21 protein-coding genes are annotated in these 22,333 nt (G+C 45.2%); 5 read left to right on the top strand and 16 right to left on the bottom strand.

What is annotated here, in order from left to right; translation table 11 throughout:
• The first annotated feature begins 126 nt into the window (after positions 1-126).
• Positions 127-357, top strand: coding sequence for a hypothetical protein (locus AC58QG_RS07240; RefSeq protein WP_497361416.1), 231 nt, complete (start codon positions 127-129; stop codon positions 355-357).
• 65 nt (positions 358-422) lie between these two features.
• Here AC58QG_RS07240 and AC58QG_RS07245 read toward each other — a convergent pair whose 3' ends face one another.
• Positions 423-2,609, bottom strand: coding sequence for a PAS domain S-box protein (locus AC58QG_RS07245; protein ID WP_497361417.1), 2,187 nt, complete (start codon positions 2,607-2,609; stop codon positions 423-425).
• Between the two features lie 190 nt (positions 2,610-2,799).
• On the opposite strand from AC58QG_RS07245, the gene AC58QG_RS07250 reads away from it, so the two are divergent.
• A complete protein-coding gene (locus AC58QG_RS07250) occupies positions 2,800-3,732 on the top strand; it encodes a zinc dependent phospholipase C family protein (protein WP_497361418.1) in 933 nt (310 codons plus the stop codon).
• 91 nt (positions 3,733-3,823) lie between these two features.
• Here the strand turns inward: AC58QG_RS07250 and AC58QG_RS07255 are convergent, their stop codons facing one another.
• The 6 genes from AC58QG_RS07255 to AC58QG_RS07280 all read right to left on the bottom strand — a co-directional run bounded on the left by AC58QG_RS07255 (position 3,824) and on the right by AC58QG_RS07280 (position 9,376).
• Positions 3,824-4,519, bottom strand: a complete 696-nt coding sequence (locus AC58QG_RS07255; RefSeq protein WP_497361419.1) for a uracil-DNA glycosylase — start codon at positions 4,517-4,519, stop codon at positions 3,824-3,826.
• Between the two features lie 20 nt (positions 4,520-4,539).
• Positions 4,540-6,792 carry a type IA DNA topoisomerase gene (locus tag AC58QG_RS07260; RefSeq protein WP_497361420.1) on the bottom strand — a complete coding sequence of 751 codons (2,253 nt, stop codon included), beginning with the start codon at positions 6,790-6,792 and terminating at the stop codon, positions 4,540-4,542.
• A gap of 189 nt (positions 6,793-6,981) precedes the next feature.
• Positions 6,982-7,308, bottom strand: a complete 327-nt coding sequence (locus tag AC58QG_RS07265; protein WP_497361421.1) for a DUF1904 family protein — start codon at positions 7,306-7,308, stop codon at positions 6,982-6,984.
• Between the two features lie 319 nt (positions 7,309-7,627).
• Positions 7,628-8,164, bottom strand: coding sequence for an MOSC domain-containing protein (locus AC58QG_RS07270; protein WP_497361422.1), 537 nt, complete (start codon positions 8,162-8,164; stop codon positions 7,628-7,630).
• Between the two features lie 36 nt (positions 8,165-8,200).
• Positions 8,201-8,872, bottom strand: a complete 672-nt coding sequence (locus tag AC58QG_RS07275) for a PIG-L deacetylase family protein (protein ID WP_497361423.1) — start codon at positions 8,870-8,872, stop codon at positions 8,201-8,203.
• A 24-nt stretch (positions 8,873-8,896) separates the two neighbouring features.
• The gene (locus AC58QG_RS07280) at positions 8,897-9,376 is read right to left on the bottom strand and encodes a glutathione peroxidase (protein WP_497361424.1); all 480 of its coding nucleotides are present in this window, start codon (positions 9,374-9,376) and stop codon (positions 8,897-8,899) included.
• 185 nt (positions 9,377-9,561) lie between these two features.
• On the opposite strand from AC58QG_RS07280, the gene AC58QG_RS07285 reads away from it, so the two are divergent.
• The gene (locus AC58QG_RS07285; RefSeq protein ID WP_497361425.1) at positions 9,562-11,724 is read left to right on the top strand and encodes a HelD family protein; all 2,163 of its coding nucleotides are present in this window, start codon (positions 9,562-9,564) and stop codon (positions 11,722-11,724) included.
• Between the two features lie 64 nt (positions 11,725-11,788).
• Here AC58QG_RS07285 and AC58QG_RS07290 read toward each other — a convergent pair whose 3' ends face one another.
• The 3 genes from AC58QG_RS07290 to AC58QG_RS07300 form a co-directional block, all read right to left on the bottom strand.
• Positions 11,789-12,631, bottom strand: coding sequence for a DegV family protein (locus AC58QG_RS07290; RefSeq protein ID WP_497361426.1), 843 nt, complete (start codon positions 12,629-12,631; stop codon positions 11,789-11,791).
• A 17-nt stretch (positions 12,632-12,648) separates the two neighbouring features.
• Positions 12,649-13,497, bottom strand: coding sequence for a DegV family protein (locus AC58QG_RS07295; protein WP_497361427.1), 849 nt, complete (start codon positions 13,495-13,497; stop codon positions 12,649-12,651).
• Positions 13,498-13,620: 123 nt separating this feature from the next.
• Positions 13,621-14,391 carry an SDR family NAD(P)-dependent oxidoreductase gene (locus AC58QG_RS07300; RefSeq protein WP_497361428.1) on the bottom strand — a complete coding sequence of 257 codons (771 nt, stop codon included), beginning with the start codon at positions 14,389-14,391 and terminating at the stop codon, positions 13,621-13,623.
• A 60-nt stretch (positions 14,392-14,451) separates the two neighbouring features.
• On the opposite strand from AC58QG_RS07300, the gene trhA reads away from it, so the two are divergent.
• Positions 14,452-15,078, top strand: coding sequence for a PAQR family membrane homeostasis protein TrhA (gene trhA, locus AC58QG_RS07305; protein ID WP_497361429.1), 627 nt, complete (start codon positions 14,452-14,454; stop codon positions 15,076-15,078).
• A 6-nt stretch (positions 15,079-15,084) separates the two neighbouring features.
• On the opposite strand, the gene AC58QG_RS07310 is transcribed toward trhA, so the two are convergent.
• Both AC58QG_RS07310 and AC58QG_RS07315 read right to left on the bottom strand, forming a co-directional pair.
• Entirely contained in the window at positions 15,085-15,738 is a 654-nt protein-coding gene (locus AC58QG_RS07310) for a GDSL-type esterase/lipase family protein (RefSeq protein WP_497361430.1), read from the bottom strand.
• A 69-nt stretch (positions 15,739-15,807) separates the two neighbouring features.
• Positions 15,808-16,116, bottom strand: a complete 309-nt coding sequence (locus AC58QG_RS07315) for a hypothetical protein (protein WP_497361431.1) — start codon at positions 16,114-16,116, stop codon at positions 15,808-15,810.
• Positions 16,117-16,246: 130 nt separating this feature from the next.
• Here AC58QG_RS07315 and AC58QG_RS07320 point away from each other — a divergent pair, with 130 nt between their 5' ends.
• A complete protein-coding gene (locus AC58QG_RS07320) occupies positions 16,247-17,410 on the top strand; it encodes a M20 family metallopeptidase (protein WP_497361432.1) in 1,164 nt (387 codons plus the stop codon).
• Here AC58QG_RS07320 and AC58QG_RS07325 read toward each other — a convergent pair.
• From AC58QG_RS07325 to AC58QG_RS07340, 4 genes are all read right to left on the bottom strand, one after another.
• Positions 17,344-18,660: an MDR family MFS transporter gene (locus AC58QG_RS07325; RefSeq protein ID WP_497361433.1), complete on the bottom strand. Its 1,317-nt coding sequence runs from the start codon at positions 18,658-18,660 to the stop codon at positions 17,344-17,346. The two genes, AC58QG_RS07320 and AC58QG_RS07325, sit on opposite strands and share 67 nt — an antisense overlap.
• Before the next feature lie 66 nt (positions 18,661-18,726).
• Complete coding sequence (locus AC58QG_RS07330) at positions 18,727-19,608, bottom strand: DMT family transporter (protein ID WP_497361434.1); 882 nt, start codon at positions 19,606-19,608, stop codon at positions 18,727-18,729.
• Between the two features lie 175 nt (positions 19,609-19,783).
• Positions 19,784-20,125, bottom strand: a complete 342-nt coding sequence (ytxJ, locus tag AC58QG_RS07335) for a bacillithiol system redox-active protein YtxJ (protein ID WP_497361435.1) — start codon at positions 20,123-20,125, stop codon at positions 19,784-19,786.
• A 528-nt stretch (positions 20,126-20,653) separates the two neighbouring features.
• The gene (locus tag AC58QG_RS07340; protein ID WP_497361436.1) at positions 20,654-22,255 is read right to left on the bottom strand and encodes a PucR family transcriptional regulator; all 1,602 of its coding nucleotides are present in this window, start codon (positions 22,253-22,255) and stop codon (positions 20,654-20,656) included.
• Positions 22,256-22,333 lie beyond the last annotated feature (78 nt).

Genomic DNA, 22,333 nt, shown 5'->3' on the forward strand with positions numbered 1-22,333 from the left:
GGTTGGTCTTAGAATAAAATCGAAACGCTTCAAAAAAATTAAATTCACAGTGTGATGATTTCATTTGCCATACTGTCCCTATTAATAAGTGACTTACAATCCTATCCATAAGACAGAGGTGTATCGATGATTTACGGAACCAAGCTACTAGATACGGATTCAGAATTATTTACTGCTGCCCTAACGAAAACGCCTGTTTATGTATGGTCACTCGATCAGCTAGGCGTTTATTACCCAGTAACTACAGGGATTATCGTCAAATACACGCCTGATCATGTGCAAGTTTACAATGAAAATAACACCACTGTTTCCACTTGGTATTCAAGAGAAACATCGGAATTTAGTATTGCTTATTAAACATGCGAAAACCGCCGTACCCGGATCCTACCGTCGGCGGTTTTCTGCATCAATGATTGTTAGGCTCAAGTCACCACATGATTATGCTCATTCGTAACCGTAGGCAAATAGACATCAATCGTTGTCCCATACCCCACTTGGCTCTGTATATCCATAGTTCCCTTGTGTGCTTCCACAATCTTGAAGCACATCATTAACCCTAAGCCAGTCCCCTTTTCCTTCGTCGTATAGAAGGGCTCTCCTAGCTGTTTCATTCGTTCCTCTGGTATCCCGCATCCATTATCTTGTGTCCGAACTCTGATCAGATCTTCCCCATGTAACGAAACAATCATTTTGATTTGTCCATCTTTTGGGATGGCCTCCATTGCATTTTTGATCAAATTAATGAATAGCTGCTTCAAATGCATCTCCGAACATATAATCTCAGGAATGTCTGATTGGAATTCCAACAACAGCTGTACGTTGCATAGGACTGCTTGCGTTTCCAGCAACGCAATGACGGATTGTAAAATAGTTCCTAGATTGCTTTTCTTATAGGTAATGGCTTCCGGCTTTGCGATAACAAGGAATTCACTTACAATGAAATTGATGCGATCCAATTCAGATAACATAATATCAAAATAATGCTTTTTGCCTTTCAAATCATGCTGAAGCAATTGTAAGAAGCCGCGGAGCGAGGTAAGCGGATTACGAATTTCATGCGCGAGTCCTGCCGCGAGCTGGCCAGCAACGGAAAGCTTGTCTGATTTCCGAAGAAATTCTTCTGTTTGTTTACGTTCAGTGATATCTCGAGTAATTCCAGCGAATCCGAAAATCTCACCTTTTTCGTTCTTGATCGGCGTTTTCGTAACGCTCACATGAATCAGTTGACCGTCTTTGCGAAGACGAACCGACTCTTTCCCTGATATCTGCTTCCCTAATCGAAGTTGGTCATACATTTCTTTGCGCTCATTTTCTAAATAAGCAGGATAAATTGGTAAAGTGCGATTCCTTAACTCCTCTTGACTCCAGCCAAAAATATGTTCATGCGCCGCATTGACAGAAATAACTCTCGCATTCAAATCCAGCACACAAATCGCGTCAGAAGTGTTATTAATAACAGACTCGAACAGCTCTTTCGTCTCTCGGAGTTCTATCTCCATCCGTTTACGTTCCGTTATATCCACACACGAGCCTATGACTTCAATCATGCGCTCATTCTCCATGATAGGTCGCAAGGAAGTGAGATACGTAATTCCCCGGAAGGTCGCCTCAAATATCACATTTTCTTCGCCGTTCCATGCACGATGGTAATAAGCCTCAATGGATGTAGCCAACATTGTTGGCCAAATATCATATAACGTGTTTCCCAAGATGTGAGATGGCTTATAGCCTAAACGATAGAGAAGCTCTCCATCACATAACGTATGGATGTAATTCCCATTTATTTTCCTGAACTTCAACGTCATTCCCTGTTGTCTTCTCACCGTGTCATGCAGATCTTGTTGTGCGATTCGCAGTGATTCTCGGTCACGGTTGAATTGTGTGATATCCTTTGCAATTAAATACACGCCATCCAATTTACCATTGACAATAATGGGTACATTTTTCACACCTAACTCAATTCTATCCCCATTCACTTGTTGAAACTTCAACATATAATTATCATTTTGCAAAAGGATACCTTCTGCCGTTACAATGTTTGTGTTATTTTGTTGAAACAAATGATGGATAAATTGGGACATCAGTTCATCTTTGGTGTAGCCTAGAATCCGCTCCATAGCTGGATTGACACCTTGAATGCGCCCATATATGTCACAGGTAAGAATACCTGCAGGATTATGTTCAATCAACGATTTATAACGTTGTTCGCTTTCAGCCAGCTTTCGTTCCATATCCGATTGTTGCGAGGAATCCTTAACTTGTACAATGAATGCTTCAGGACCGTTGTCTGAATCTCTTAAGACAGACATCCGCCAGTCCACACATAGTAATGTTAAATCCTTTTGTTTCACGCGGACACTCACTTGATACGCAGGGAACTCCCCACGCTGTAATTTCTCCATACTGTAATCTATGCGACCCTGTTGATCGGGTTCAAAGAATGTCTGTATATTCGTTGCAAGAAGCTCCGTCTCCGAATATCCAAGAATATCGCACAGGCTGCGGTTCACTCTCAACCACTGACCTTCACGCGAAATCAGAGCCATTCCCATTGTTGTGAATTCAAAAATCGCATCGAACGAAGGCTCCATTTCCGATCGCATATTCATATATATTCCCCCATGGTACATGCTTTGATGATGCCCATCACCGTTTGATAGATTCGACAAACCCCTTACTAATCCTGCCTTTAGACCCCTTTGCAATGAAATTGTTCACGAAATATGCCCTTACGTTTCATCCTTATGTTAGAATATAAGGGTTGTTAATCTGCATCTCATGTTATAGGAGGTTGCTCCCTTGCCAAATATTTGGACACATTTAATTTTCGGTCAAAAAGTTATGAACCAATTGGGTCATACATCGGTTCTGAACGATAAACAACAGCGGCATATTTTTTCTCTAGGCTGCCAGGGACCCGATTTTCTTTTCTACCACAACTTCCTACCTTGGAAAAGAGACAAGAAATTAAATGAACTCGGAAGTCTTATGCATAAGGAATCCTGCGGTCCCTTTTTACTCGATCTTATTCAACAAGTGCAAGGTAGAGGCCTATACAATCCTGCCGTTCTTTACGTTCTCGGATTTTTAACACACCATGTTTTAGATCGTAATTTACATCCATATGTATTCTATAAGTCAGGCTTCAAGAAATGGGACCACCAGCGCTTTGAAATCATCATGGATACCATCTACGCTAAGCATGAGCGGGATATTCTAACTTGGAAAACTCCGGTCTGGAAAGAAATATATGTAGGTGAAACGTTCCCACTTGGCGTTGTTCCTGCATTATCCGCTGCATCTGCAATTCATTACCCTGAAATTGCCTCTCAGATGGGCGAATCCGATTGGAATGAGGCTTATTATGATATGATTCGTGCACAACGATTATTTCATGATCCAAGCGGTATCAAGCGTATACTGACATTCGGTCAAATATCGCCTTTGGTATTTACGAAGAACCCAGCTCCGCTCGATTATTTTAATGATGCTAAGACGACTTGGAACTGTCCAACAGATCTTCATGAGACCTACACCTATAGTGTATGGGAGCTATTGGACATGGCAATGAACGACGCTATCGTAGTGCTGCAAGCAGCCATTCAAGTTTTGCAACGAGGTACGGAAGCAGATTATGACGCATTACGCGAAGTTCTCGGAAACCGCTCCTATGAAACGGGTAAGAATTGCGAGTTACGCTTGCCGATTACACATGTACAGCCCATTTTGTAGACAGACCTCTCATAATTTACAGAACTTAAACATAGTATTCGTTTCTGAACATTGGTTTGGGTCTATACAATGAAAAAAACCATGAATTTTGTCATTCATGGTCTTTATTATACTCATTATTAGGGATTTTCCAGTCGATTTCTGTCATTTCAAGTCGTTTCAAGGCAGTATTCACTTTGGAAAAAGGCTTGCTGCCGAAGAATCCGCGATACGCTGATAGCGGGCTTGGATGGGCAGACGTTATGACCACATGTCTCGTTGCGTCGATCAAAGCCGTCTTAGCCTGTGCATGGCTTCCCCATAATAGGAAAATGACTGGCTCCTCACGCGCACTTAACGCTCGAATGATCTGATCGGTGAACCGTTCCCACCCCTTACCCTTGTGGGAATTAGGCAGCGCCTCACGGACAGTTAAAACTGTATTTAACATAAGAACGCCTTGTTCTGCCCACGCCTTTAAATAACCATGATCCGGTATGGGGCATTCCAGATCTGACGCTAATTCTTTATACATATTTCGAAGCGAAGGCGGGATCACCGTCCCGGGTTTCACAGAAAAACTAAGACCATGCGCTTGCCCGCTGCCATGATAAGGATCTTGTCCAAGAATAATTACCTTGGTCTCCGCAAAGGAAGTCCACTCCAACGCACTAAACACCTCAGCCTCTGGCGGATAAATCGTGTGCTGAGCATACTCTTCCTCCAGAAACTGCTGTAATTCCTTATAGTAGGCAGCTTGAAACTCCTCTGCCAAAACCGTCAACCAATCATTCGATAACGCACTCACTTCGCAGTTCCCCTATCCGCTTATTCCGTGCCTAACGCACCTGTGGCGACATCCTTCAGCACGATCTTCCCGTCCGTCTCTGTGCCATCAGCCAGGACTAGCTTCAGTTTTGTCGTTTTGCCTTTTTGGACGAGCGCTTGCACCTGTGTATCCGTTAAGCTTCGTCCGAAGCTTTCCTTCCAGATCACGAAGCCGCAGCCTTCCTTATAATGCGAGCATCCATAGCCTTTGCGTCCCATAAAGAGAGAGCCTCCACAGCCTGGTCGCGGACAAGTGGCGATGAACGTACTCGATCCGTCGCCTGTCGATTTCGCAGCTGGCGCTTTCTTCTTGGCCGGAGCTTTTGCCGCCCCTTCCCCACGAGAAGACGACTTCGTTGAAGCTGCGCCTCGTTTACCAGTCGCCTCCGGAGCATTCTCTCCTTCGAAATCCGTTTTCGAAGCTCTAGCTTGCTTGCGTACCTTATCGACGATCAGTGTCGCGAACCTTTTCACGTTATGCATAAACTGCTCATCCGACGCCGTACCACGGGATATCTCATTCAATCTGCGCTCCCATTGCCCGGTCATCTCAGGGGATGTCAGCAGCTCGATGCCCGCTCCGCGAATCAATTCAACAACCATTCGGCCCTTCTGGGTTAGAATGATTTTCTTCCCTTGCATGTCGATGTAGCCAACCTTCTTCAATCGTTCGATGGTTGCTGCACGTGTTGCCGGAGTGCCCAGACCGGAGTCTTTCATCGCATCGCGAAGCTCTTCATCTTCAATCTGTTTCCCCGCACTCTCCATCGCCTTCAGTAAAGTACCTTCGTTAAAATGTTTAGGCGGCTGCGTGTCCTTTTCCTTCACAATCGCATCTGTACAAGTGACTTCACCGTTGGCATTTATCGAGAATGGCTCGTTGACTTCGACCTCTTCGTCTTCTTCCTCTTCCTTCTCTTTCCCTTTCGTCGCCTTCGCTTTTTCCTTCTTCTGATCGGCATAAATTACCTTCCAGCCTAACGACAATAGTTCTTTCACCGTCGTTTTGAAAAGCTCTTGCTCCACTTCTGTCATGACGGTATGAACCTTGTAGGCTGCAGGCGGGTAAAATTGAGATAGGAATCGTCTGACGATGAGATCGTATAATTTCTGCTCGTCTGGGCTTAGTCCGGATGCCTTCTTATTCGTAGGTAAAATAGCATGGTGATCCTCTACCTTGGTTGGATTACAAATAAATTTGTTATTAATATGAACCAGATTGCGATTAGCGCCTTGCACGAGTTCGTGATAAGCCGTTCCTTGTAACGCATTTAACGCCTTATGCATGTCTGGAATATTTTGCTCCGTGACATAGTTGGAATTCGTTCTTGGGTAAGAAATAACTTTATGCTTCTCATATAAGGCTTGCGCTGTATCCAAGGTTTTCTTGGCGGAGAAGGCATACTTCCCGTTCGCTTCACGTTGCAGCAAGGTCAAATCATACAATTTGAATGGGAATTCTTTCGTTTCTTTTACTTCATAGGATTGTATACGGGCTGGCTTCCCTTTCACTTTCGCAGCTAGTGCCTGCGCTTTCTCGCCATCCGTGAAGCGATCACCTTGCCACATACCACGATAAGCCGTTTCCTCCTGGGCAAAGTGACCCTCCAGCTCATAAAATTTAAGAGAAGAGAACGCCTCAATTTGCTTTTGCCGATCATAAATAAGTGCAAGAACCGGCGTTTGAACGCGTCCCACGGACAGCAACACATTATGCTTGGTCGTAAACGCGCGTGAACCATTCATACCGATCAACCAATCGGCTTCGCTGCGAGAGCGCGCGGCACGCGTCAAATTCTCGTATTCCGCGCCATCCTTTAAAGTGGCAAAGCCATTCCGAATGGTTTCCGAGGTAAGATCGGAAATCCACAGCCGCTTAACAGGCTGATTCAGCCCCAAATGACGTTGAATAAGAGAGAAAATGTGCTGTCCTTCTCGCCCTGCATCGCAGGCATTGACCAACTGATTACATTTCTTCGCTAACTCAGCGATCACTTTAAGTTGATCATAAGTACGCGGGTTAGGAATCAATTTGAACTCGGAAGGAATAATCGGAAGATGATTGATATTCCATTTTTTATATTTGTCATCATACTGATCAGGTTCAGCCAACTCAATCAAATGTCCGATTGCCCATGTGATGATATACTGCTCACCTTCAAGATGAGACCTCATATTTTTGGCTTTTGGTTCTATTGCGGCAGCTATGTTTCGCCCCATATCGGGTTTTTCCGCAATAATTAATGTCTTCAACCACAAATCGCTCCTAACCTAAGATTCCCGAAGCAGTGCTGGAAATCAGATTCTGTCGATTCAGTGTATCCCACTTTATAAACGCCTGCAATATCGATCGCGTGAAATATGACTTTTGGCACAAAAAAAAAAACCAAAAACCTCCAACACCACTTAAAGTGGAATTGAAGGTAAATTCAGATTTTCCAGTTAGACTAACTTGCCATTCCAATAATAACTATCTTCTCGGTATACCTTAAAAGCAATTTCTACCTCAGGTATCCCAAGTGACAAGATATGCTTCGTCAGGACCTCTGCATAGGCATCACGAATTTCTTGCCCGCGTTCGAACCAGCCTACCTCGATAAAGGGATAGGTTTCACAAATCTCGCCTTGAAAGATGGAGACGGTTGGCAGACATTCCAACATGAAGTTGTCTATTCCACAGGAACAGACATCAGCTAACTCCGCAATAAGCGCTGTGCTTATAGCTTGGATTTGCGGAACGCTGATCCCCCTTATAATCATATGCGGCATACGGGAAAGCTCCTTTTTCTGCTCATGCGGTTATGCTCTCATTAATTCCTTTATTGTCTGCAAGGAGACCCCTGTTTGATGGTAAATTTCAATAAGTGTCGCACGTGGATGCTTTCGAACAAAATCCTTCACTTTATTCGAATCGCTTAGAACTAGCAGCGAACAGCTTGTACATCTCGTTTCCCTTGTCGCGAGGAACACTTGCCCACATTTATCACAATTGCAAAGAGACATTCTTACACTCCCCTAGAAACGTTGAATGACCTGCTCTATATGCTCATTCGTAATGGCTGTTCAGTTTCTGGGGGTACATCAGAAATTAATTCTGAATTTCTACAATGTCGCCCACCCTGAGCTCACCTGGATGCTCGACATAGGCAACAATCCCTCTAGCTTGCTGTGCTCGTTGAATAAAAAGCTTCGTAAGCAGGGGATCGCCATAATGTTCCGCAATGACACGCCCCGGACCCGAACATGGCTCATTCTCCCCTTCACATACAAGCCCTCCGCCACTAGGGAGCATCATCCGGATTCCCATTGGCAGCTTAGTTAACTCAGGTACACCGCTAACGACGATATTCGCACCTAACCAGGCTGGTTGGATCTCCTTCACGCCAATCCGCTCAGCAATTCCCTGCAGTTCCTCTACCGAAACGATGCTAAGCTGACGGCGATTCATAATCTCTCGGCCACGCTTGTACATGGGTTGACGTACATCCGCTTTGGCAAAAATTCCGAAATGACGATCACCTTCTATGCCGCCAAATCGCAGCTCCACCTGCTCAATTTCTCTCGTTACGAATGTCGCAGGATCGTCTGCGATAAGAATCGCTTCAATTCGTGCATGAAGAGGCATCCCTATCACCTTCCTTTCATTTATAACCTGAAACGATTATGATTCCGACTTTGGCCAGTTAACGCCATCCTGCCAACCGAGCACAAAGGCTTCCCACCGTCTCTCCTCTGGAAAATCAATGAGATTGCCAAAGTGTCTCCCAATAGTAACATGCTGTGTTTGATGAGCTTTAAGCGCTGCAGCCTTCACAGTCCACAACGTCTCCGTATCAACAAGAATAGAAGGTTGATGTCCTTGGGTGCGCAGTAATGGAGAATAAGCATAATACAATTTCCTTACACTTGGACATGCTCCACTATGTACCGCTGCCGTTGTCGCCTTGGAAATAGCAATATGGTCACGATGACCATTACCGCCATCTTCGGCAAACGTATAAACAATCTCCACTTCATGACGCTGAATAAACGTGATAATCTGTTGCACTAATGTTTGAAAATCAACTTCATCTAACTGACCGTCTGGCCAGCCTAAGTGCTCAACCTTTGAAATCCCTAGGATTTCCGCTGCTACCTGCATCTCTTGCTCTCGTAATTCGGCTAATTCTTGCCGATTCTGCGCACGCTCTAACCCTTGTCTACCTGCATCACCACGCGTGGCAAGAAGCAAGAGAACCTCTTCTCCTTCGTCAGCTAGACGGCGAATGAGACATCCACTTAAGAATGTTTCATCATCGGGATGGGCATAAATAAACCCGTTTCGGGACCCCATTGCTCGTCCACCTCTCTTCTCCAATTATGCTAAAACAGCTTCAATATCTGTACCAATGTCCGCTGGTTCTGTACGCGCACTGTATTGTTTAACCACATTACCATTCGCGTCAACTAAGAATTTCACGAAATTCCATTCAATTTCGCCCGTACGGTAAGGTTCTGGGGTATGGCTAAGCAAGTACGTGTACAACGGATGCGCATGTTCACCTTTTACATCGATTTTATCAAATAACGGGAACGTCACTTTGTAGTTCAGCTCGCAAAACGCTTGGATCTCTTCATTCGTCCCAGGCTCTTGACCAGCGAATTGATTACAAGGAAAACCGAGTACGACCAAACCTTGATCTTGGTATTGCTCATAAAGCGCTTGAAGTCCCTTATAGTGCGGAGTAAGCCCGCAAGCACTTGCAACATTCACAATGAGAAGCGCCTTCCCTTTATATGCTGAAAGTGTTTGTGTTTCGCCTGTAATCGTTTTGACCTCGATATCATAAATCGACATGAATCTCTTCGCCTCCATCAATTAAAATGCATACCATCTGAGTATACCATTCCTTTCCACAGAAGCCCAAATGATACGACGAAGATTTTCCAGAATCGCTTTCTATCTCCAGTCAGGTGTGTTATAGTGTTTACCTGTTTATGATATATCCATAGACAACATCTGATCTTAGGAGGTAACTGATCTTGGACACAAAGACTCAAAGTGCCTATCAAGAAGAACTGCAAAGGCTCGAACAGACGAATAAGGAAATCGATAAACAACTGGAGCGCCTTAGAGCAACTCCGGTCTATTACGGTCCCGATTTAACTGAGCAGGCCCTTGAAGTTTTGCGTGAGAACGGCAGGCACAATTTATCCAAAGCCATTGATGAGCCCTATTTCGGCCGCCTGGACTTCGAAGAAACAGGCACTGGTTCACCTCTACCGCTCTACATCGGCAAAGCCGGCGTTGAAGACGAGCGAACAGGCCGACTTCTGGTCATTGATTGGCGCGCTCCAGTTGCAAGCCTATTCTATTCCTTCACAGGCGGCTTGGACGCCGCTTCATATGATTCGCCGGACGGTCTAATCAACGGCTTAGTCTATTTGAAGCGAAACCTAGTTGTGCGCAAGCAAATTCTCCAACGTGTTGTCGATACATACGATCGCAATGAAGACTCCCTCTCTGTCGGTGATGAGTTCTTGCTCTACCGATTAGGCGAAAATAAAGATAACAAGCTGCGCGATATCGTCTCCACAATTCAAGCGGAGCAAGATCGAATTATCCGTGCCGCAAAGAACACAGCACTCATTATTCAAGGGGTCGCAGGAAGCGGTAAAACAACCGTAGCTCTGCACCGCCTCGCATTCCTTCTCTATCAATACCGCGAACAGGTTCGGGCGGAACGTATGATTATTTTCGCGCCCAACTCGATGTTCTTGGACTATATTTCAGGCGTATTGCCTGAGCTCGGGGTCGGCAATATTCAACAGAGCACCTTTACAGATTGGGCACTTGATGTGCTCGATCATGAAGTGCAAATCGCAGACCAAGAACTTACGCTGCAGCGTTGGTTTGCTCTCGGAAGCAAGCGTCCTCCGGTTGATGACCAGGCACCAGGGCGTTTCAAGGGTGCCATCGCATTCAAACATTACTTGGATGATTGTCTGAACCGCCTTGAGACAACTTATGTTCCTACTGCGGATTTTTCGCCTTGGGATGGCGTCAAGCTGCCAATCTCCACCATTCGCGAATGGTTTTTCGTGGAGAACAAGCATTACCCCATGATCAAACGTCGTGAGCGCGTCGTTGCGCGGATCAAGAGGTGGATGGAGATCCAGCTTGAGAAGGTTTGGGAGCAAAGCTTGAAAAAAGAACTGAAGAAGAAGTCAGCTCAAAAGCTGCGCACTTATCTAACGGCTTGGCCTGAATATACGGCATTCACGTTCTATAAAATGCTGTTCACCGACAAAGGTCGACCAGACAGCTTACCCGCAGATCTGCTTCAGGACATACCGGAGTCCATCGTGACGGCATCTGCGAAGCTTTTCAAAAAGAAAGAAGTACAGCTCGAGGACCTCGCTCCTCTCCTTTACATTCATACACGACTTCATGGCATTTCATCGGATCGATTGTTCGATCATGTCGTTATTGATGAAGCGCAAGACTTCTCACCGTTCCAAGTCGCGGTGTTAGATGCGTACACACGTAATAGCTCATTCACGATTCTTGGTGACTTATCACAAGGCATTCATGCCTATCAAGGTATACAGGAATGGAAAGAATTTTCCAGCCTATTCCAAGAGGAAGAAACAGGGTATTTCGAACTGGAGCGAAGCTATCGTTCCACAATGGAAATCATCCAATTTGCGAATTCCGTCCTTCAGCGCGGCGTAAGTAACCCTCTGTTGGCTGTTCCCGTCTTCCGCAGCGGAAATAAAGTTCGTGTGCTGCAAACGTCTCTGAAAGAGCGACTGCCGTTGCTGCGGCAAGCCATCCAAATCTTGCAATCTGGCACCTCCAGCACCATCGCAGTCGTTGCCCGAACCGAGAAGCAAGCTCAAGAGCTGCATGAAGCTTTAACGCTTGATGGGATCGAGACGAATCTAATCACCTCCAAGCAACGTGTCTATCGCGGCGGAATTTCTGTGCTGCCCGTTTATTTGACCAAAGGTTTAGAGTTTGACGCAGTTCTCCTGATGGATGTTACAGCGGAACACTATGAATCGACGCTTATGGATGCCAAATTACTTTATGTCGGTTGCACACGTGCCCTTCATGAGCTCTGGCTACTAGTGACGGGGGATATGTCGCCGCTTGTAACCTTAGATCAAACGGAGATCATAACGACGCAGTTTCCGCAGTAAATACCAAAAAGACACCTACTTACCGATCCATTTCGATCGGGAAATAGGTGTCTTCTTCAATTCATTAATAGGCGACCAATACTCCGCCTTCACCTGCATAGGTGCCAATTACTGTCCCCATATTGGAGAACAGCACATTACGAAACGGATGCTTCTCCAAGAGCTGAGCCATGAACTCACGCGCCCTTGCTTCGCAGTTACTATGTGCGATCGCAATAACGTCCTTCTCGTAATCATGCTCTTTATCACCAAGAAATGAGATTAAGCGCTTCAAGGCTTGCTGTGAGCCGCGAATTTTCTCAACAACTTCAATCGCGCCCTCTTCACTAGCTTTCATGAGAAGCTTAATATTCAAGACCGAAGCCACTGCGCCTCGCACTCTATCGAGTCTCCCGCCTTTAATTACATTCTCTAGTGTATCTAAGAAAAAGAACGTCCCAGAGCTCGTTACGGATTGCTGAATGGCAGCTACAACATCTTCATAAGACATGCCATTGGCTACCAGCTGAGCTGCTTGATAGACAAGCACACCCAATCCAAGCGAAGTTGTTTTCGAATCGATCACTTCGATGCGGCCTGTAAAACCTTCTTCCTGCAGCATCTCTTTCGCCATAACCGCGTGATGGTACGTAGAGCTTAAAGCCGATGATAGACAAATCACAAGAATATCTTGATCCGGACCACCCTTCTGATACTCACTTAGGAAGTGCCCAGGTGATGGGCTTGAGGTCTTAGGCAACGCGCTCTCCCGCTTCATCCTTGCATAGAAATCGGCAAGATCCATATCTGTCGGCATGCATTCCTCGCCAAATTGAACAGATAGGGGAACGATCCCTACTCCTATTTCGTCTACAGTACTTCTAGGAAGGTCGCAGCTGCTGTCCGTGATAATCTTGATTGTCGTCATGGGTGTCCACTCATTTCTTATTTTTTGGCGAAAACAATACCTACCGTATGTGGTCCGCAGTGGCTCGAAACGACGCAACCGGTTTCCGTCAAAAATACGTTTTTCATCTTTGTGTGCATGAGTATTTGTTCTTTGACATAAGCAGCTTCTTCATGAGCCTGCGCATGCGTGATAAACATAAAATCCGTATCCATCTCATCTTTAAAAGCCAGCGCATTGTCCAAAAGTTGTTTAAGCGCTTTCTCGCGTCTACCTCTAACTTTGTCCGTTAATTGCATAGCACCATTGATGACTTGGACAATAGGTCTAATTTTCAAAAGACTACCGATAAAAGCCTGCACGCTCGAACATCTGCCACCTTTATGTAAATATTCCAAGGTATCAATAATGAAGGATACTTCCACTTTACCAATATACGATTCAACGATCGTTTGAATCTCAGATAGACTTCGCCCGTCTAGCGCAGCTTGTGCAGCCTTAACTACTAGTACGCCAATACCTGTCGATAGGTTTCGAGAATCGATCACCCTAATTCTACCATCCGGATAATTCGCTGCGGCAATCATTGCATTCTGGATCGTAGACGACAATTCAGAGGATAAGCCAATATAAACAATATCCTCACCTGCTTCAATAACTGGCGCAAAGGCGCGCTCAAAATCACCTGGCGAAGGTGCGGCAGTTTTGGGAAGCTTCCCTGTTTGCGTAACCAAGTCAAAGAGTTGATTGGCATTTATATGAACGCGATCTTTAAACGATTGTTCTTCAAAAATGACATATAAGGGAACTACCTCGATTTGGTAGCGTTGCAGAAGTTCATCATTTAAATCACACGTACTATCTGTAAAAATACGAACACGGGACATCCGATCCTACCACCTATCTACATGATACTTCTAAATTGATACAAACTATCTTTTGTCCATGTTTGTGAATAGTATAATAGAACTATACGGAAAGCTCAATCCTACAATTTTAGACATCTTTCGTCAAAATCCGTAAATCGTCATGCCGCCATCCACGAACAGCGTTTGTCCCGTGACGTAGTTAGCCGCATCGGAAGCCAAGAATACCGCAGGTCCGACTAGCTCCTCTAACTCACCAACACGACGCAGCGGCGTGCGCGCAATAATCTCCGCTAAATAATCCGGCTGATTCAAAATTTTCTCTGTCAGCGGCGTTTTGAAATACCAAGGTCCAATGCCATTTACTAGAATGCCATATTTCCCCCACTCGAGTGCAAGCACTTTGGTCATCTGGATCATCGCCGCTTTCGTTGCCGCATATACGACACCTGTTCGAAGCGCTACCTGACCTGCAACTGATGCAATATTGATGATTCGCCCGTATTCACGCTGCTGCATGTGGCGACCGACAATTTGTGAGCACAAAAACGCGGATTTCAAGTTCGTCTGCATGATTGTATCCCACTCTTCATCCGTCACAGCCAAAGCTTGACTACGAATGTTCATACCCGCATTATTGATGAGAATATCGATGCGATCTGTCTGGTTTATGATAGCCGCGACCGCCTCTTCAATTTGTTCACGATTCGTAACGTCCACGGTATACGGATAGGCCTGTCTACCTAAAGCGCGAATTTCCTTCGCGACGTTTTCAAGATCTGCAGCCGTTCTAGCGAAGAGAGCGACATCAGCACCCGCCTCTGCCAAGCCAATCGCAAGAGCTCGTCCAATACCTCTCCCGGCTCCGGTCACTAAGGCAACTTTATTATTCAGTTGAAATGAAGGTAAATACATCGTTTCATCGTCCAATCTATATAGGGAGTCTCCATTCGTACAAAGAAGGAAGTGTTCATTATGCAATATTCCATCAAGGAAGAGAAAGCGAATGCGTTCACGCATGGGATTGGCGTTATCCTTAGCATCGCAGCACTCGTTCTGCTCATCGTACAAGCTTGCGCGCACGGAAATGCCTGGCATATCGTAAGCTTCAGCATTTTCGGTGCAGCGCTAGTACTTCTGTATACGTGTTCCACACTGCTGCACAGTGTGACACAGACGAAAATAAAAGATATTTTCGAAGTCCTGGATCACTCCGCCATTTATGTATTAATCGCCGGAAGCTACACCCCCTATCTGCTCGTTACGTTACGAGGAACATTAGGGTGGTCATTTTTTGGCGTCATATGGGGCTTAGCCCTCATTGGCATCGTGTTGAAGTTATTTTTCGTAAAAAGATTCGTCCTTGTTTCAACCTTATGTTATATCATTATGGGTTGGTTGATCGCGATCGCGTTCAAGCCGCTCTACACGCAATTGCCGCTAGGCGGTATCGTATGGCTTGTTGTAGGCGGACTCTTTTACACACTGGGTTCGATATTCTATGTATGGAGGCGCATTCCCTATCACCATGCCATATGGCACCTATTCGTGCTGGCTGGCAGCGCCTGTCATTTCATTTCCGTTTTCGGGTATGTGAGATAGCTTCATTTAGATAAACAACTGCTGGAGTTGCTGCAAAGTTACGGTTACCTCTAGCTGGTTCGCTAGCTTCTCATAACCTAATTCATTAGGATGAATGGCATCCTCAGATAAAAAACGTGCCGCTTGACCGACAAAAGCATCATACACTTGCACGATTTGTATATGCGGCTGCTCTAGTTTCCGCAGAAATAGATTAAAACGCTGCACCCAATAGGCAGCATCCGGTATTTGCGGTAATGGATTATATAAACCAATTAAGGCCAGTAAGTACGGGGTTTGTATGCCTTGCCGCAGCTTTTCAATTTGCGTAATGAGTTTACGATAGTTGGACTCATACGTTTGTAACGCCGTTTTGAGTACCGTATTATCTCCGTCATAAAAGAAAGGAATTGCGGCTTGAATGAGATCGTTTCCGCCTGCAGTAATTGTAATGAGAGTCGCTTCTTTAATATCCTTCTGAAGCTGTAGATCAGACTCGATAGTCTCTAGCAACTGCGCTGTCGTGGCACCATTGGTGCCAGCATGACGTAAGGTAACAGGCACATTCAGCAGACATTCCAACCTTTGTCGATACACCGAAACGAAGCCTTGACCTTCCTCAGCACCATAACCAACGGTTAAAGAATCACCAAACGCCAAATATTGAATTCTTTTTTCCATCGCTATCCTCTCCCCTAAAGCATGACGTATATTACTATATGCGCCTCCGCCCAGTTTGGGAAGGGATACCTACAGGGGATCATTCGTCGTTTTTTTGGCGCTTACATGCTCATTCACATAATTTTCGATTTGCGCTTTCTCTGCATACGTGAATTGGAATTCACTATCACAGCCTTCATCATGCAGGACAATTTGTACAATTTCTCCATTGGTATTGCAAATCACAAGGATAGACGGAGCAATCAGCCCCTCAGGAAGCTCTTCCCCTTCTTCCAATTGGATACCTAAATAAACATCCTGCCACTGACCACGGCTCTCAGCTTCAAGAAAGCATAAGCTAAATCGGTGTTCCTCATGCTCTGCCCCATATTTCATCATTGTCGATCCCTCCACTTTCTCATCTACATAAATGATCCTGCTCGCAGCCATATGACGTTGCATTTGGTAGTTCTTGCTTCTATATACTACAATGGACTGAAGAACCATTCAACAAAGGAGCCAACTTCTCATGAAATCAACGATCGCTCAAACAATAGAAAGCAATGCAGCAAGATTCAAAGATATTTCCCGTTTTATCGGGGCAAACCCGGAACTTGGGCATGAAGAATTCCTTGCGTGTGCTCGTTTAACGGAGGAACTCGCCTACCATGGCTTTGCGGTCGAACGTGGTGTTCTAGATATTCCTACCGCTTTCATTGCAACGTACGACTCAGGCAAACCAGGACCCGTTGTTGCCTTCATGGCCGAGTACGACGCGCTCCCTGAACTCGGTCACGCTTGTGGACATCATCTCATCTGCATGATGAGCATCGGGGCTGCAATCGGCCTCAAAGCGGCCTTAGCAGAAACAGGCGGCAGCATCCGCGTCTACGGCACGCCTGCTGAAGAAACCAAAGGCGCCAAAGTTCCTATGGCAGCAGCGGGGCTTTTCCACGACGTCGATATCGCGCTCATGGCACATCCTTATTATGCTTATGAGAAATCAGGCGAATCACTGGCGATGGATGCCATCGAATATGAATTCTTCGGCCGCTCCGCACACGCCGCGGCACAACCATACGAAGGCATCAATGCGCTTGACGCAGTCTTGCAGCTATTCAACAGCATTAATGCGCTGCGCCAGCAGCTCAAGACAGATGCGCGCATTCACGGCATCATCAGTGAAGGCGGTAAAGCGCCTAACATCATTCCAGATTATGCTGTTGCTAGATTTTACGTCCGCTCAGCTACACGCACGTACACGAACGAGCTAGTCCAAAAAGTGCTTCACTGTGCTGAAGGTGCTGCTCTGCAAACCGGCTGTACGTTGAAAACTTCGTTCTACGAGTACTCGTATGATGAGCTGCGCACGAATGAAGCCTTGTCGGGCGTGTTCACTGATCAGTTGTTCGAGCTTGGAATCAACCCGAAGGAAATTGAAATCGGTAAAGATCACGGGTCCCTTGATCTCGGCAATGTCTCGACGCAATGCCCAACCATTCACCCTTTTGTGAAGGTAGTCAACGAGCGGCATTTGCTCCACACGAAAGAGTTCCGCGATCTTGCCATGACGGAGCCTGCACTAGACAGCATGCTATTCACGGCTAAAGCGCTAGCCTACACCGCTTATGAAGTACTTTCTAAGCCTGCCTTATTAGCTTCCATAAAAGAAGAATTTGCGGCAGCAAAATGACCGTGTTTCCGATCTTCCAGCTGTGCAAGAATGGTATAAAACATCACCATACCGATCACACCACTGAGTGCGATCAATGAAGCCATCAGCCAGGAAGACAGCATGCCGCCAAGGATAACCCCAAGACCGCCTAGAAACGTAGCTCCTCTATATACCATGCCGTATAGGGCCATATAGGAGCTGCGCGCATGGTCGGGTGCCAGGTTGCCGAGGTAGGCTTGCTTAATCGGGACATACATCAATTCACCTACAGTAGCAATCAACATGGAGAGCAAGAGTAAACCAGGTTGATTACTGTAGGCCAGATAACTATAGCCCGCAATATAGCAGGTATATCCAATAAAGAGTACTCTACGATCCGAGAATCTACGCATCAGTACCCCCATAAACACCGAGAGAACAACCACGAGCACGGTATTCTCCGTACGCATAAACCCTAGCATCTTGAAGCCATCAATCCGCCAAGCGTCGGTGAGCCAAGGTAGCAAAGGCGTATCTACCATCTCTTTCCCCAAGCGAACAGCCACGTAGTTACCCAGATGAAACTCCACCGAAACCAACAATAAAGAAGCAATTGTGAAAATCAGAAACGTCTTGTCACGAAGCACCATGCGGTAATTGGTCCAAATGGAAGGACGATTCCCCTTCGATTTATCGCTTTTCCCTATCATTTGTGGCTTATAATCATCCTGAATAAACAGATATGTAATGATACCGGTAATCAACCCTATCACGGACAAGGCAATAAACAATTCAAACAAATACGATTTAAATAAAAATGCACCAGCCATACCTGCGATAGCAAAGGATAAATTATTCATCCAGTACATAATGGCATACATGAATTTACGTTCCTCAGGTAGCGTTGCATCAAGTAGCATGGCCTCATTGGCGGGTCCATGAATCCCCCAGAATACGCTGACTATTATCATCAATATGAAAGTTGTGACAGGTGACTCAAACCACGGCGAATTCGCTGCTGCCATGAGTAGGAAACAGACCATCCAGCCAATTTCTGCGGCGAGCATAAGCTTCTTCCTGCCAAATCGATCCGAATAGTACCCGCCGATGATACCGGCAACGACGCCAGCGAGAATGCCAAGAATAACAACCAATCCGGCCAGTGTATCTCCTAATTTCCCAGAGAAGTAAATCGACATAAATGGCAGCACCATATTATTTGCCGTGCCAGATAGGAAAGATAGGCCAATTCTTAATTTTACATTGCGATGAAAATCTCGAAACCTCATGTGTCCCCTGCCTCCATCTCAAATTCACTTATTTACCTTTGTTCAATAAAAGGACGCAAGTCATGCTTATGGTTTCTCATTACTTCGCAAGAACAAGGCTACACCAACTAACAGCAAACAACCAGCCAACAGCTGCATCGTCGTGATCGTTTCACCTAACAAGAAATAGGCCAATATCGACGCACCCAGCGGCTCTCCTAGCACCGTCATCGATACGGAAGAAGCTTTCATATATTTCAGCAGCCAGTTAAACACATAGTGTCCGAATATCGTGGAAACGAAGGCTAAAAGAAAAAAGATCCCCCATTCCTTCATCGGATAGCCTGTGAATGCTTCACCCGAATAAACATTCGTTACGGTGAGTGTTAGCCCGGCAAATAAGAATACGAGAAAGCTATACACAAACGCAGAAATTCGCTCTCTCAAGCTTTTGCCAAGTAACATATGAAACGCAACAGCGATCGTTCCAATGAATGACAGCACATCGCCTTTCAATGCTTCTCCCGAGAATTGAAAATCGCCCCACCCGATGCAAATGGCTCCGACAATCGCGATACACATCGATATGATTGCAGTACGGTTTGTCCGAACGCCATAAAGCAGAAATGCTCCTACAAGTACAAAAATCGGTTCCAGGGTCAAAATCGCTGTCGAGCTAGCTACCGTTGTGAATCGCAGCGAATCCATCCAAAATAAAAAATGCAAACCAAGCGCAATACCAGATATGGCGGTGCGGAGCCAATCTCTCATCTTAATTCTCTGAAACTCTTTGCGAAACGTCCATAAAAAAGGCAGCATTAATACATTCGTCATAAATAGTCTGTACATGGCAATGACGGAGGCTGATGCGTCTGACCATTTTACAAATATAGAGGAAAAAGATATGGCAATAATACCGATTAAGAGAAAGATCGGGATGGGAATTTTCGTTTTATTCATCGCATTCATGTTATGTAACTCCTTAATTTAAAGTTTCCTTCTTGTTGTCGCCAAATAAGTATATAGGAGGATGTTCGGCTTGCCAATCTTTTTTAAACGACGTTCAATTAATCAATCGCATGAAAAAACCCTCCGATTCACCTACATCACGTAGATAAAACGAAGGGCTATATGCGTTACAGAATTAGTCCAATACCGCGGACATATGTTTGTTCGTCACGGACCAGTGGGATGTATTCCATATGGATTCTTTATTTTTGAAATAAAGAATTTGCGGGGATGCATGCTTGATACCGAGGTCCTCTGCGATTTGATTCGAAACCGGACGTGACTCAATCACCTTCACCAAGAAATAATCCACAGCCTCATTGTGTGTGCCAGATAAATATTGTTCATATTCATCAAGTGCGCTCGCACTTACCGGACAAGTTGTACTGTGCTTCAGAACGACAGCAGGCTTTTCGCTGGAACGATCAAGCACTTCCTGCCACTCGGATAACGTCGTTAACTCTTTCCATGCAGACATGTTTCACATCTCCTTTCTCTACTCTCTCCTCAAAATTATAAGGTAACGACATTGCTTATGCAACTTACACGCTTCTCGGAACTTTGACGTTCACTGCTAACCTAAGTTCAATACTAAGTTTAAAACTATTTGACCAGTTACCATCTGCATTTGGATGAAAATAGTTTATAAACTATCGGGGGGGGGCCCGACCGGATTGGGTAATGCGATGGGTAATAACTGGAAATTGTACATCTATTTTGAAGAAATTCCCCCGAGAACTCGATATAGATGGAAAATGTACAGGTAATTCTCTCGTAATTGCTCAAATCGGTAATAAAGCTAGAATTTAACTGTATGAAATCAAGCTATTACCCATTTGAACGGAAATATCCAAAAATTAACTACAGAAAATCCATCTATATCACGACAAGAACAGGCCTAAATAAATTCTCACATTAAGTTCCACCAATACAATCCGCGTCAGCATGGCTTTACACATAACAAAAAACCCTTAGCGCCTCACTGGCAACTTCGGGTTCTGTTAACTTAAGATCTCACTTGCAAGAACTGACGGAAAAGAAAGACAGCCTTCAGCTTCAAGAGATCATTTACTTTTTTGAAATCAACTTGCAGAAGATCACTAATTTTCTCCAAACGATACGTAACCGTATTCCGATGAATGAATAATTGCTTTGCCGCCTCACTGACTTGACCATCGTTTCGAATAAATACTTCAAGCGTACGAATCATTTCTTGTGAGTACTCCGGATCCTTTTCTAAGAGAGGGCGCAGGATCTTGGCACAGTAATCTTCCATCATCGGAGATGACAAGTGCTGGAAGAGATGAGCGAATTCGATCGTTTCATAATGCACTACGCGGTCCGGCAAACAGAGCTTCTCTGCCATCCGCCCAGTCTCACCACATTCCAGGTACGCTTCGCGAAGTGCTGTGGGTTTCACTTTCAGAGCAGATGTGTAAAACACTATGCCATCTTTATCAGATGCGTTGCCAGCTTCCCCGTCATATTTGCTTAAAAGCTGCGATAGCTCTTCTTCGGGAAAGCCATCCGCTTGTGTGGTGGAGTAAATCGAGAACATGTGATCCTTCAAAATAAAATGATGACCTCGCAAGTTGCTTGATTTTGAATGCGAGTCCATATATTGCTTTAATTCTTTGAGCTTTTCATTCGTAGGATCTGGAAGCAATGACTCCTTCTTGCTCTTCCCTATTACACACTGGTAAGCACCTGTAAAAATGAATAGGCCTCTCGCTTCCGCCTGCTCCATGAACTCCTCAAGCGACGTCCCTTTCTCCAAATAGCGGATCAGATTATTCTGCAAATCCCGCTCTGCTGAAGCTTCCACATGGGAACGGAACGTATAACTCATATGAAAGGTCAGAATATCTGCGGCTTGTTGGAACAAACCTTCCTCGACTGTTGCAAGCAAGACGACATCCGGAATAATTAACAAATGGCCTAATGGCTCATCATCTTGTTGTTGTAAACTAACGCGATACGCTCTATCTTTTCCTGCATACACCCAGCCTGATTTACGCTTTTTCGGCCAGTTTTGAGCAAGCTGATCTGAACTCCACGTACTTGTGTTATATAAAATTTGGCCTCTTGCTCCAACGACTGCTGTGGGATACCCTAGAATTTCGCTGACGAGTTGAAACATGGCCATCATATTATCTTGCTTCAACCCGAATTGCATCAGTTTCTTCTGCTTTTCGAGTACCGTCTGCAGCAATTCTGTATTCCGACGATATTCAGCGTTAAACAGCGCATTCATTTGATCTGAAAAAGTAAATTGAAAGGGCATTTCAATAATTGGAAAATGTAATCGATCCGCCTCATCCATGACGATTTGCGGCAGCTCCGTCCAAAATCTCCCGAGCTTAATCCCCAGACCTGCGGCTCCGCGGTCATTTAATTTGCGCAGGAGGTTCACGGTTTCTTGCGGGCTGTCTTTCATCGCGAATGCCGTAGTAAACAACATTTCACCTGATTTCGTCCAATCTGCTATATCAGGTGCGTCCATAACATTAACCGATTTAACAATTCGGGACTCACCTTGTTTCCCGGCGACTAGCTTCGCTTCTGTTAAAGGATAAATCGCCAACGCTTCACGAATGGTAAGATGCATCGTGCTTCCCCCCTATGCCTTTTAATCGATTATAGGATGACTAAATGGTAACAGTCAATGTTTTTACGTCACAAAACA

It is taken from the genome of Paenibacillus sp. J22P169, assembly GCF_059691995.1.